This is a genomic window from Ruminococcus sp. 1001136sp1 (genome assembly GCF_039841815.1).
GTDB lineage: Bacteria > Bacillota > Clostridia > Lachnospirales > Lachnospiraceae > Blautia_A > Blautia_A faecis.
The window spans coordinates 15,737-29,319 of record NZ_JBDPGY010000004.1; the positions used below are offsets into that span (position 1 = coordinate 15,737).

The window sequence follows — 13,583 nt, forward strand, 5'->3', positions numbered from 1 at the left end:
TTCGGGACGGGATTCTCTGCTCTTTATTTTGATTTTCTTTATAACTGTTGTTCTTTTTTCTTTGCGGTATGTTTCCAATTCTTCGCCTCATGGGAAAGCCGTTCTTGTGCCTGCTTCAGCTTTCCAAGCACTGACGGTTTCTGTACACTGTCTGCGGTATGGGAAAGCTCTGATACCCTCCCTGCCATCGTGACTGCACATCTCGGACTATCTGCCACCGCCGCTATATCTTCCCCCATGCCAAGTGCTTCGGATGTTCCTTTTTCATCCATGTTCAGCAGGGAATTTAATTCTGCCAGACGTTCCATTTTTTCTGTCAGTTCCGCCTCTTTCGGAAATGGCTTTTCCACCTCCTCCTGTGCTGTGGCAAGCTGACTTAACAGATTCTCCATTTTCTGTTCTGCTTCTGTCAGACGTTTTTCTATCCCGGTCAGGGCATTACTAATACGCTGCAGGTTGCCCAGAACATCCTTTCCAATCTCAATCTGATAACTGCACTGCCGTTTTATTGTCAGTTTATAGGTCTGGTAAAAGCTGTCATAAGATGCATTTAAGGAAAAGCCATGAAATTCCCCAATCTGCCCATTGCTTTTTACTGCTTTTAACCCGGCACAGGCAGCAAGGATTGCGGTTCCTGCCTCCTTCCTGTCTGTGTACGTCTTTCCTCCAATCATCATTGAAAAATTGTCTTTTTCCTTCTCTTCCAGAATCGGCTTTACTGCCTCCCTGTCCGCCCGAAGCCCTGCAATCTGCTCTTTTTGTGCGGCAATCTGTACCGGATAATTTTTAGCAATGTCTGTCTCCAGATGGTATTTCTGGCTGGTATGGTTCGCTTTCATCAGTTTTAATTTACTGACCTGAATATCCAAATCCATTTTTTCACGGATATACGGATTTCCTGTTGCAAGTGCCTTAATTTCCGCATAAGAAAGCGCCGCATCATCCACATCCTCACAGGCACGCACAGGGGATTTGCTTGTCATGATCTGGCTGATAAATTTCTGCTTGTTCTCCAAAATCTGCCACATATAAGCATCAAATGTATTTTCCGTAACATAACGGAATATCTTTACCTTCTCATTCTGGTTACCCTGACGAAGGATACGTCCCTCCTGCTGTTCCAGATCCGAAGGTTTCCAGGGGCAGTCTAAATGATGCAGGGCAATAAGCCTGTCCTGTATATTCGTCCCTGCTCCTAATTTCGGCGTGGAACCAAGCAGGATACGCACCTGTCCGGCACGTACCTTTGCAAACAATTCCGCTTTTTTTGCTTCTGTGCCCGCTTCATGGATAAATGCAATTTCCTCCCTCGGTATTCCTTTTTCCACCAGTTTTTCACGAATGTCATCATATACATTGAATGTCCCGTCATTCTTCGGTGTGGACAAATCGCAAAAGATAAGCTGCGTTGATTTCTTTTCTGCCGTTTCTTCCCATATGTCATATGCATTTTTTGCGCAACGGTTTACCTTGCTGTCCGCTTCATCCGGCAGCATGTCGTTTAACAGCCGCTGGTCTAACGCACACTTTCTTCCATCATTGGTAATTTTCAGCATGTTATCCACTGTTGGCTCTACCAAACCGCTTCTAACCGCCTCTGCCCTGTCGGCAAATGCACTGACCATATCCTGCTGTATCTCGCTGGGTTTTAGCACCTCATTGATATATTCCGCTTCTGGTACAGGCAGATTCAGCATATCCGCAGTCTGGATATCTGCACTTTCTTTAAAAAGAGAAATCAATTCCGGAAGATTAAAAAACCGGGCAAACCGTGTTTTCGCACGATAGCCCGTCCCTTCCGGCGAAAGTTCAATCGCCGTAACCGTCTCCCCAAAAGCCGCCGCCCAGGAATCAAAATGTCCGAGGCCCATTTTCTGGATTGTATCATATTGTAAATACCGCATGATGGTGTAGAGTTCAACCATACTATTGGACACTGGGGTCCCCGTTGCAAAGGTAACTCCTTTTCCTCCGGTCAGTTCATCTAAATACTGGCATTTCATAAACATATCGGAGCTTTTCTGTGCGTCCGTCTGGGCGATTCCGGCAATGTTCCTCATTTTTGTGTAGAGGAACAAATTTTTATAATTATGGCTCTCATCCACAAAGAGCCTGTCTACGCCAAGCTGTTCAAAGGTCACCACATCGTCTTTCCTCGTCTGGTCATTTAATTTATCCAGTCTTGTCTGCAGGGATTTTCTTGTCTTTTCCATCTGCTTGACTGTATAACGGGTTCCCTCCTGCCCTTCTGCATCCTCAATCGCCATAGTAATATCACGAATCTGTTTCTCAATCGCTGCCGCCTGACGTTCTACAGAAAGAGGAATACGTTCAAACTGGCTGTGCCCGATGATAATGGCATCATAATCCCCGGTAGCAATCCGGGAACAGAATTTCTTTCGGTTGGCAGGTTCAAAATCCTTCTTTGTGGCAACAAGGACGTTTGCCCCCGGATAGAGCCGCAAAAAATCACTGCCCCACTGTTCTGTCAGATGGTTCGGTACCACATATAAATTTTTCTGGGATAATCCAAGCCTTCTGCTTTCCATACCTGCCGCAATCATCTGGAAAGTTTTTCCTGCACCGACACAATGGGCAAGCAGTGTATTATTTCCATATAAGATGTGGGCAACCGCATTTTTCTGATGCGGCATCAGCGTGATTTCCGGTGTCATACCCGTAAACTGAATATGGCTTCCATCGTATTCACGTGGACGGCTGCTATTGAATAATTCATTATACTTTTTGCATAATGCCTCTCTTCGGTCTATGTCACGGAAAATCCACTCTTTAAAGGCTTCCTTTATCATCTCCTGTTTCTGTTGTGCCAGCATGGTTTCCTTTTTATTCAAAACCCTGTGTTCCCCGTCCGCATCCTCAATGGTATCGTAGATTTTCGTATCACGCAGGTTTAAGGCATCCTCTAAGAGACGGTACGCATTTGCTCTCTGGGTTCCATAAGTAGACTGCACAAGGGCATTACCCCTGTTGTCCATATTTTTCCCGGTAATGTTCCACTGCCCATTAACGGCTGCATACCGGACATCAATCTTGCTTCCCAGATAATAGCCCGGTGTATGAAAGGTTTCCCCCATAAACTGTGTTATATACTCTGTATCAACCCAGGTTGCCCCCAGGCGGACTTCAATCTCCGAAGCATCCAGGTCTTTCGGCTGTACTTTTTTAAGATACTGCACATTGCCTTCATACTCCGGATGGTTTTCGGCAAATCTCTCTGCAATCCCCAGCTTTTCACGTACATTTCCGGACAAATATTCATCCGAGGTTTCCCACTTGTCTGTCAGTGGATTCCGGAAAATTGCGCCTGCCAGTTCTTCCGTGATTTGTTCCTCTGTTTTTCCCGATAATTCTGCCATAAACGGCAAATCCACTTTTGCACGTTCCCCGATGGATACGGCAAGGGCTTCACTGGCGGTATCCACACTGGTCACTGGTTCTGCCCTGCGGATGGTACGCTTGCTGAAAATATCTGCTTTACGCTTCAGCTTTCCTTCCTCATCCAGATATTCCAGAGATGCCAGCAGACAATAGCTGCTGTCCTGCGAAAATGCCCTGCGGTTTGCCGTACTGCTGATCAACCCATACCGGGAAGAAAAACGGTCATACTGCTGATTCAATTTTTTCTGCAGAAGAGCTATCTCTTCATCACTGCCATCCTCCATCTGACACTGGATAAGTTCCTGTGTCACATTTCTCAGCTCAATCATCCCAAGTACACGTTCCGCTGTCAAAGCTGGCAGTTCCACCGGATTCATCTTTGAGTTTTCCCGGTAATATACTTTCCCGTCTACATTTGTAAAACTGAAATTCCTTACCGCCGGGTCTGCCGGAATGGAACGGTCTGTTTCTGTCAGTTCAAAATCGTCCAGTGTATTCTCCGTAATCTCTCCCTGTATATGGCTTATCGCCTCTTTTAACTGTACCGCAAGTTCCATCCCTTCAATGGGTTTTACTGTCACTTCCTGTTTTCCGTACTGTGTACTTTCTACAGAAAGTTCCCCTAACACCATTTCCGGATGACGGACAAAGTAGGCATTCATCCTATATCCTTCCGGTGTTGTATCAAGCTGTACCCATTCCGGCTGTTCCAAAGATGCACAATCTCTTTTCTGGAGAAACAAAATATCTGACACCACATCTGTCCCTGCATTCTTTCGGAAAGCATTATCCGGCAGACGGATGGCTCCAAGTAAGTCAGCACGATTGGCAATATACTGACGGACAGCCGGGTTCTGCTTATCCAGTGTGCCGCTGGAAGTGACCACTGCCACAACACCGCCCGGACGAACAAGGTCAAGGGATTTTGCAATGAAATAATCGTGTATCATAAAATTGTGGCGGTCGTACTTTCGGTCAGCTACTTTATAGCTTCCAAATGGCACATTGCCAATCACACAGTCAAAGAAGCTGTCTGGGTACTGCGCCGTTTCAAATCCCTGCACAGAAATATTATTTTTCTGGTAAAGCTGTTTTGCTATCCTCCCTGAAATGCTGTCCAGTTCCACCCCATACATTTTCAAATCTTCCATGCTCTTTGGTACAAGTCCCATGAAATTTCCAACACCACAGGATGGTTCCAGTACGTTTCCTGATTCCAGCCCCATATTGGAAAGTGCTTCATACATGGCATGGATCACAACCGGAGATGTATAAAAAGCATTTAAGGTAGAAGCCCTCGCCGCCCGGTATTCTTCTGGAGACAGTTCTGAATATAATTCCGTAAATTCCCCTGCCCACTGATTGTTTCCTTCCTCAAACGCCTGTGAAAGTCCGCCCCATCCTACATAACGGGATAAAATTTCCTGTTCCTGCGGAGTTGCCAGACGGTTTTCAAGTTCCAGTTCATGCAGTAACTTCACCGCTTCCATATTGGCACGAAATTTCTGCTTCGGTCCGCCTTCCCCCAAGTGTTCATCCGTAATACGGAAATTAATCAGTTCCGGTCTGATGGTTTCCTGTGCTGTGTCCGCATGTTCCACTGCTTCCGCCTTTTGCTGTTTTGTCGGCTCCTGAAATGGGATTTCCTCTGCTTTTTCTGTCCCTTCTACTGTCTCCGGTACAACTTTCTCCTGCTCTGCTTCTTTCTCTAATGGCTCTTTTTTTTCTTCTTTATCCTGTATATCAGATTCCATCCAATCAAACAAAGACAACTGCTTTCCATTTTCCACCGCTGTTTCCTGCACACGTTCCGGGAAGATGGTATACGTCCCCTCCACATATCCATGTAAGTCCACAAGGAACTGTACCTTTGCTTCATAGCCTTCAAAATCCAGTGGTAAGGATGCAAGGGCGGCATCCATCTTTTCCACTAATTCTGCTGCTGTTTCCGTATCTTCCAGTGCTGCAGCCAGTTCAATTCTTGCGTCATCATGGAAAAAATCATCTGTAAACGGACGTTCTGTTTCTTTTGGCAGACGGGCATAAAAACTAAGGATACGGTTTACCATCTGTTCCCGTTCGTATCCCGGCATTCTGGAATAATCTGCAGCTTTTAGAAATTTATCATTTTCAATCAGATACGTTACCCTCTTCGCTACCTGCGGCCATTTCAATAGTACCTGCGTATCCGGGTTTCCAAAACTTCCCCTCGCCAGCTTTAATCCTTTTCCGTTATAGTCCGCATGAGAATCATCCGCACCGTCAAGTGCATGACTGCATCCGCCTGTCCCGTACCGTTCCTTTAAAAAATCTGCCATTTCCTTTTCCGTTTTATTCTGGAGATAAAAAGCATAGGTACTCAACCTTCCATCTGAATAGGAACCGCCACGGGCAAGAAACGAATCTATCTCATCCTGTGTAATAAACAGCGGATGTTCCTCCCATGCAAATCCGTCTCTTGCGCCAAATGGCACTGCCTCTTTTGCAAATTTTTTAAACTGTGCCGATACCTTATCCGGACGGTAGAAATGAAAACGCATGATGTCTTTGTCCTCCGCATAGGCCAATGCTGCGCCCTCCAGGCGCTCGTTTATTTCCGACAGATATTCCGGCTGTGCCAGCAGTTCACTGAGGTTTTTTACCGTATCCGGGAATCCATGATGAAAAATCTCTGTGTCACCAAACACAATCTCTGCTACGCCTTCCGCCATATCGTGTTTCATGTATGCCAATACTGTCGCATGTTCTTCCAAAGCATTCAAACGTGCCGCATCCAGCACCACCTGGGGAGCGTATTCCCCCTGACGCAAAAGCTGGTGGATACGCCCGCTTACCTCTTCCCATGAAAGAAATACCTTATCCAAAATCCTGTCCGTTACCGTATGCCCCACTGCAACCTGCATTCCCAGCTCATCAAACCAGACGGAATACTCTGTACCGTCAATGACAAGTCCCTTTCCGCCTGTTCCATATTCCCGGCGTACAAATTCTGTATATTCCTCCGGTGTCTGCTCAATCATAAAATTATAGATGATACGAAGCTGGCTTCCTTCCCGGTTGCCGCCCACACGCAGCACTTCATCCACCACATCCGGGGATATGGAAATCTCCCCGGCATATAATGCAGCCATACGTTCCTCAATCTCCCGTATCTGTTCCTTTGCAGTCGGAAGTGCAGGCAAAGAAAAAGCAGAGGCTTCTATCTCCTCTGCTTCACTCAAATCCTGTTCTGTTGTTTCTTCACTTAACTGTATACCAATTCCGTCAAGATGCTCTCCTCCGCCATCGCTGTCAGGCTGTTCATATGGGCTGTCCATGCCATCGGATCGCTCTCCTTCTCCGGAGCCGGATAACGTTCCAGCAGCCCTTTCATCAGTACTTCCATTCTCTCCTGCGCTGCCTTCTCGGTCTGTGCCAGATGATTCTCCAGTTTCCCGGTCAGCATCATACTCTGATACCAGTTCTTCCGATGTTCCTTCAGAAATGTCTTCCGAAGCATCCCGTATTTCCCGATTGCCACTGTCTCCTCTTTGATTATCAGGTTCGGAAACAGATAATCTCCCTTTCTGTGATAGGTCAGTTCCATGTTCTATCTCTCCTTTGCTCTTACTTTTGCGAATTAACGTGTTAAATTCATTATAGCCGATGTAGTTTTGATCTGCAACCGTTTTTTCCTGTTCTTCCATTTGGATTTTTCGTATGGTTTTCCCAATATCCATAAGTATAGGCTCCACAAGCTGACTGACTGCATTTCCAAGAAATGATAAAACCGAAAGTCGGTTAAAATCCGTAATCCCGAAAAAATGTTCCTCCTCCAGATATTCCATTGGGTCAATACCACATCGGCGTGATAAAATATAAAAAGCACTGTTTGAATACAGTTCCCGGAACATGACACGGATACTGTCCTCGTCCAGTCCATACAGGAAACTGTCCTCAATCTCATACTGCAGCCCCTCCATCGCTTCCTCCAGATTCTCCTCTGCCATATAAGAAGCTACTGCCATCAGTGCATTGGAAAGGCTTTCCGTATCTCCCCCTTCAAGCCCATAGGCATCTGCCAGATGGTCTAGCACCGCCTCCTCCTGTTCTTTCTGGAGCTGCCACAAATTCGGTGTCCTTCCGCCTTTTACCATGTGTGTGTCTGAAACATCAAATACATAACGAAGCTGCCGTCTCGGTCCTGTGTCATCTATCAGGGCGATTCCTTTCGCCCCACGATTTACCCATCGACCCATCCTCTGATTCCATGCTTCCAGTGACACACAGGCGGTTGCATCCGGACGCTGGGCATGGATCAGAAGTGTATCCGAGAACGGATAGCGGTACAGCTTTGCCGCCGTATCCAGATACTTCATCCAATCCTTCGGTGAACTGCTCACATCCTTTGCCGTGTATTCCGCCAGTCCCCTTATCTCCTGCAATCTTGCCATGATAATCCACCTCTTTCTTTTCTATTCCATTTCCATGCTTACACTTTTCCTTTGTATTTTCTGCCTCTTTTTTTAGGAAACTCCATCTGGAAAGCCACCCTTCCCTCACTGGTATCCAACAATAAATCCGCAGAAAATAATTTTCCTGTTTTACGGGAATAAAAATCATCTGCATGGGTACGCCCACCTGTCAAAAGCTCCACTGCCATCTTTTTGTCAAGCTGTTTTCTCATACCGGAAAGATAATGGTTTTCTTTCCACAAGGCAAAGGAACACTCCCGGCTGGAACAGTAAAAATTCTGTTTTCCCTCATATACCGGGCTGCCGCAAAGCGGGCAGATGCCAATCTGTTCCCTCGGATGGAATCGCTGCAGTTCTTCCTCCGGTATTTCTTTACATCCCTCCATGACAGTTTTTACAAGTTCTGTAACCCCTTCCAGAAACTCTTTGCCATCAAGCTGCCCTCTTTCTATCAAAAGCAGGCGGTTCTCCCATTCTGCTGTCATGGCGGCAGATTTCAGATACGTTGGAATCACTGCCGTCAATGCTTTTCCATCCACTGTTGGAAGTATCTGTTTTCCTTTGCGGAGGGCATAACCGGAAGACACCAGCTTTTCGATAACAGCAGCTCTTGTGGCAGGTGTGCCAAGCCCTTTTTTCTCTGTTTCTGCATCAAACTCTTTGTTTCCTGCAGTCTCCATTGCCATTAACAGAGTATCTTCCGTAAATGCTTTCGGAGGTGATGTAAAATGTCTGTCTGCCTCCGCCTGTATACGGGAAAACTCCATCCCCTCCTGTAGATTCTCTTCCAATAATTCCTCTTTATTTGTATCCGTTTCTTCCTCTCCTGATTTTTTCAGGGATGCCCTAAACCCGGTGGCAATTTTCCAAAATCCAGGTTCTGTCATACGCTTTCCTTTTGCCATAAATTCATGTCCCGCACACTGTACCGTAATCTGTGTTTCTTCATATGTACATTCTTTGGAAACTGCCTGAGCAAGACGCTGTCCGATCATACAATATAGGTTCCTCTGTTTTTCCGTAAGCTGTGAGAATCCTTTTTTGACCGATTCCTTTGTAGGAAGCAGTGCATGGTGGTCAGAAACCTTGTCATTATTGATAATTCTGCCTACATCGTATCCCATATTCCCCTCTAAAAAGGGCAGTATCTCCGGCAGCACCTCCAAGAGTTCCATCGTTGACTGTTCCATATCTTCCGTAATATACTGGCTGTCTGTACGGGGATAAGTTACCAGCTTGTCCTCATAAAGTTCCTGAAGCTCCTGTAATGTTTCCTGTGCTGTGTACCCAAAGAATCGGTTTGCCTCCCTCTGTAATGTCGTAAGGTCATAGAGTTTCGGCGGCATCGTTTTCTTCTGCTTCTTTTCTACCTTTACAATTACCGCCTTTTCTCCCTGACAGCTCTCTGCCAGTCTCCTTGCTTCTGTCTCTTCCTTAAAATTTTCAGATACCGCAGTAAATCCATCTCCTGTAAGCGTAACTTTGTAAAAAGGTTCTTTTACAAAAGTATCTATTTTTTCCTGCCGTTCCACCAGCATGGCAAGCGTTGGCGTCTGGACTCTTCCGATCACCAGACGTTTATAATATTTCGTTGTAAAGGCTCTGGTTGCATTCATGCCGATAAGCCAGTCCGCCTTTGCCCTGCACACAGCAGCTTCACAGAGATTCCCATACTCCCTGCCGTCCTTTAAATGAGCAAATCCGTCACGAACTGCACCATCCTCCATCGAACTGATCCACAGTCTTTTTACGGGAAGCCTGCTTCCGGACAAGTCATAAACACGCTTAAAAATCAGTTCCCCTTCCCTTCCGGCATCACAGGCATTCACCACATACTCTAAATCCGGACGGTTCAGCAGTTTTTTCAATACCTCAAATTGTTTTTTCTTATCCCTTGCCACCGCAAGCTGCCAATGTTCCGGTAAAATAGGAAGCTGTGAAAACTCCCATTTCTCATAGCGGCTGTCATATACCTCCGGGGACACGTATTCCGCCAGATGTCCGAGACACCAGCTAACGATACAGTCTGCACCTGACAGATAACCATCCTGTCTTTTTCCTGCTCCCAATACTTTCGCCAATGTCTGAGATACACTGGGTTTCTCTCCAATCACTAAATACATTCCATTCTCCTTTCCAAAAAAGGACAGCCGTTTTCTTTTCGGCTGCCCTTTTCCTATCCATCCTTAACTTTGTTTTTTATTCTTCTGTGTCATCCTCGTCCATGTGGTTTTCAGAATCTTCGTTGATGTAATCTCCTTCATAAAATTCCAAATCCTCATCTCCGGCATCCTCTTCCTCTTTTTTAGGCTTTACAACCTTAAAATAATAAACACCACCGCATCCTGCTACGGCAAGCAGCGCAATGGCAAGCAACGCCCCGGTATTAGTCTCTTTACTTTCTTTTTCCGGCTCCTTTTCCGTTTCCTCAACTGCAGGTTTTGTCTCCGGCTGTGGTGTAATGACTGTTGGCTGTTCTGTTTCCTGTTTCTTTGTTTCCGTAACAAACTCTGCCAGATCATCCTCATCAATCATGGAAAGCATATATACGTTTTCTTTGTTACTGGAACGGTCCAACACAAGAAAAAACGTATTGCCGTTCTTTGTCTGTACCGTAAGGAACTCTTTTGTGCTGTCCCCTGATTTATCATCTGCCAGACTTCCGTTCCCCGGAACAGAAAAAGGTGTTTCCTCTGTCTTCGGCGGTTCTTCCTCCTGTACTGGCGTCTCTGTTGGCGCAGGTGCTTCCACCGCCTGCTGAGCCGCTTCATCCGTAAAGGCAAAGGCAGTCGTGGCAGGCAAGACCATCCCTGCCGCCACTGTAAACGCTGCCAGCCACTTTTTAATTTTCATTCTCACGATGTTCATCCTCCTTTTCTTCTGCCCTATGTCCCGGCAGTTTTCTTTCTTCTGCAATATCCTTCCAATCCTCTTCTTTTTTTGTATCCGGCACAGTAGTTTCTTCCGTCAGATACGGAAAAACAGCCGTTCCATTCTGGATTTTGTCCAATACTACCAGAAGTTCCCGGCTGTTTAATTTCATGGAACGGATACTTTTAATAATCTCCGCATCCTCCAACTGCTTTTTTCGGATATTCAGTTCCCTTAAATGTTCCTGCCACTCGGTAATTCTTTCCTCTGTTTTCTGGATTTCATCCAGAACCTTTTTTAATTTCATATTCACTTTCTTAACCTCCTACTGGATTCTTCCAAACGCCATGAAATGTTCCTGCCAATATGCAGAACTGATATTCGCATACTGGATGGGATTGCCGCAGTGGATCATCATGTTGTCTCCTACATAGATTCCCACATGACTGGCTCCCGGCGTATTGTAAGTACCCTGAAAGAAAATCAGATCTCCCGGTTTTGCTTCGGACGGCGATACATATGCACAGCAGGAACGAAGCCCGTCTGCCGTCTGCCTTCCTACATTCCAGCCGTTTCCGCAGTTATTGATTACCCAACTGACAAATCCGGAACAGTCAAAACTGGTACTGGGCGAAGCGCCGCCCCACACATACGGGTATCCCAGATATTTTTCTGCTTCATGGATCATGTTTGCAAATTTTTCATCTGACAATGCCTCTGCCGGAATTTCATAGCCAAAACCACCGGAACCTCCGCCACTGGGCAGCGTATTTACATCAAACAGATAATCACGGTTCCCATATGTCAGATTGTAATAATCATACCGCTGTTCTTCCTCGTCATTCATTCTGTTTCTGAGCACAGTATCCAGATTATGGTTTGTCAGCACTGTTTCCAGCCTGTTTACCTCTCTGGTACTGGTCACTTCCACTTCCTGACTTCCATTGTCATCTGCTATGTATGCTTCCCATGTCTGATGTCCGTGTGCAGAAGCGGCTGCATGGTCTCCATAATAAACATCGAACTGCACCCCGTACTGGTCAAAAGCGCCTGTATCTTCTACAACATACTCCACACCATTCATCACAATCTTCGTGCCCAGAGGTACAAAAGGATTGGAAGCGTCTACCGCAATCGTGTGGTTTGCCTGCGGCATGGCTCCGCTGGCTGTCGATCCGCCGGACCAGACGCCGCAGCAGATCGGACAGTTGCAATATCCACTGGTTACTACCTGTCCCAGTGATTCCCCAACCCGTACCGTCTGTGTTTCTGTCACTGTTTCACGCACACTCTCCGTATGTATGCTGTACTGTTCCCGGAAGATTTCTTCAATCTCCGAAGCCACCTGTGCATATGTAAAATCCCCGTATTTAACTGTCAGGTAGGAGATAAGGTGGTATGGATTATGGCTGATTTCGTCTACCTGATAGCGGTATTCCTCATATTCTGGATGTGTGGCTTCCATGCTGTTAATCTGATTATTCAATGCCGCTTCAAGCTGTGCATAAGCATTTTCTGCCGCATAAATATCTTCATCCTCGCTGGCATAGGTGGTAGAAATAATTGTGGTACTGCCGCCCTGAATGCTGGCGCTGCAGCTGCTGAGTGAGGCTGCCATCACTGCGAACAACAATACGCAGACACCTATACCTGCGAAAATTGCCCGGTTCCTGCAAAGAATCTCCTGCAGTACCTTCTTTGCTTTGACCGCAATGGTTTCTGTAACCCGGATGGTATCCTCCGTTGCTTTTTTCCCTTCCTTCGCCGCAGCATAAGCCTGTTTGTAACGCCTTTTCTGCCAGAAGCGTAAAATAGCATTCTTCTTTGACTGTTCCACCTCGGCAGCGTGTTTCCCCACTTCTTTTCCGCTTTTTTTCATCGCCTCAAACTGCAGGCGGCCCGCTTCCGCTGTTTTTTCTGCCTGCCGTTCCGTGTGCAGGGATTCCTGCAGTCTGCGGCTTGACCGGGAAACGGCATATCGGACAGTCTTTTCTCCCAACAGTTCCGCTTTATGTGCCCCTTCCACTGCCGCATTTTCCTGTTCTGCTTCGTGACTCTTCCCATGAACATAAGCAGATGCAGCAACAGTACCTGCTGAAACAGCCTTCTTTGCCATCCCAATTCCGGCTCCCTGTATCATCCCGCTGCTTTCATCCCCAAAAGAAAGTCTTCCTGCCTGTTTCTTCTGTTCTTTATGGAGCTGTTCCCGCTTTATCTTTCCCTTGATTTCCTCACGGAACCCTTCCATCGACTGCTCCGCTGTTTCCTGGTTCTTACGAAAACGGGAAGATTCTTTTTCTTTCTGAGCCGTCTGTTTTTCTTCTGCCGTTTTTTCTGCCCTTTCTCTTCGGACATAGGACTGCACCTGCTGTTTTTTTCGGCTATGGCTTGTCCATGCAGCAGCTTCTGCATATTCCCTCGCCCCGGACGGATGCCCCCTGATACTTTCCACACGGGAAGAATAATCAGACAAACGTTCCCCTGTATTGCTGTCTGCTTCCTCTATTTCTTCCTGCCATCTGGCACTCTCCGATTCCGGTATCCGCATTTTTCTGGAAGCCGCCCGTTTTTTTCCACTTTCCTCCATGTCCTGCCCGACTGTTTCCGCAGCTTCTGTTCTGCCTGCTTTTTCCGAATACAGCTTCTTTTTCGCAGACTTCGTATCTTCCGCCCTTTCTCCCCGCTTTGAAAAATCTTCCATATCCTCTGCCTGTGTTGCGCAGAAAAAATCATCTGTTTCCCGGTTACTTACCCGGATGGATTTTCTGCTGTGCAGATTTTCCTCCTTCAGTCCATCCCGGCTCATTTTCTTTACGGTTTTGTCTCTTGCCCTGTACTCATGCTCCTGCATGATTTCTC

The 13,583-nt window shown here is 46.5% G+C and carries 6 protein-coding genes; all 6 read right to left on the bottom strand.

The genetic code is table 11. The features are described 5' to 3' along the window. Nucleotides 1–38 precede the first annotated feature (38 nt). The 6 genes from ABHC48_RS04485 to ABHC48_RS04510 all read right to left on the bottom strand — a co-directional run bounded on the left by ABHC48_RS04485 (nt 39) and on the right by ABHC48_RS04510 (nt 13,575). A complete protein-coding gene (locus tag ABHC48_RS04485) occupies nt 39–6,716 on the bottom strand; it encodes a helicase-related protein (RefSeq protein ID WP_334285689.1) in 6,678 nt (2,225 codons plus the stop codon). Continuing rightward, nucleotides 6,644–6,985, bottom strand: a complete 342-nt coding sequence (locus tag ABHC48_RS04490) for a TnpV protein (protein ID WP_226855158.1) — start codon at nt 6,983–6,985, stop codon at nt 6,644–6,646. Before ABHC48_RS04490 ends, ABHC48_RS04485 begins: the two co-directional genes overlap by 73 nt. An 885-nt stretch (nt 6,986–7,870) precedes the next feature. Next, nucleotides 7,871–9,976: a type IA DNA topoisomerase gene (locus tag ABHC48_RS04495; protein ID WP_158422708.1), complete on the bottom strand. Its 2,106-nt coding sequence runs from the start codon at nt 9,974–9,976 to the stop codon at nt 7,871–7,873. Between the two features lie 76 nt (nt 9,977–10,052). Beyond that, entirely contained in the window at nt 10,053–10,706 is a 654-nt protein-coding gene (locus ABHC48_RS04500) for a CD1107 family mobile element protein (protein WP_226855168.1), read from the bottom strand. After that, nucleotides 10,696–11,031, bottom strand: coding sequence for a DUF4315 family protein (locus ABHC48_RS04505; protein ID WP_180006317.1), 336 nt, complete (start codon nt 11,029–11,031; stop codon nt 10,696–10,698). Before ABHC48_RS04505 ends, ABHC48_RS04500 begins: the two co-directional genes overlap by 11 nt. An 18-nt stretch (nt 11,032–11,049) precedes the next feature. Beyond that, nucleotides 11,050–13,575: a CD1108 family mobile element protein gene (locus ABHC48_RS04510; RefSeq protein WP_173770313.1), complete on the bottom strand. Its 2,526-nt coding sequence runs from the start codon at nt 13,573–13,575 to the stop codon at nt 11,050–11,052. Between the last annotated feature and the right edge of the window lie 8 nt (nt 13,576–13,583).

Coding starts and splice junctions, on each gene's coding strand:
- ABHC48_RS04485 (WP_334285689.1), bottom strand. CDS start 6,716: ATGGACAGCCCATATGAACAGCCTGACAGCGATGGCGGAGGAGAGCAT.
- ABHC48_RS04490 (WP_226855158.1), bottom strand. CDS start 6,985: ATGGAACTGACCTATCACAGAAAGGGAGATTATCTGTTTCCGAACCTG.
- ABHC48_RS04495 (WP_158422708.1), bottom strand. CDS start 9,976: ATGTATTTAGTGATTGGAGAGAAACCCAGTGTATCTCAGACATTGGCG.
- ABHC48_RS04500 (WP_226855168.1), bottom strand. CDS start 10,706: ATGAAAATTAAAAAGTGGCTGGCAGCGTTTACAGTGGCGGCAGGGATG.
- ABHC48_RS04505 (WP_180006317.1), bottom strand. CDS start 11,031: ATGAAATTAAAAAAGGTTCTGGATGAAATCCAGAAAACAGAGGAAAGA.
- ABHC48_RS04510 (WP_173770313.1), bottom strand. CDS start 13,575: ATGCAGGAGCATGAGTACAGGGCAAGAGACAAAACCGTAAAGAAAATG.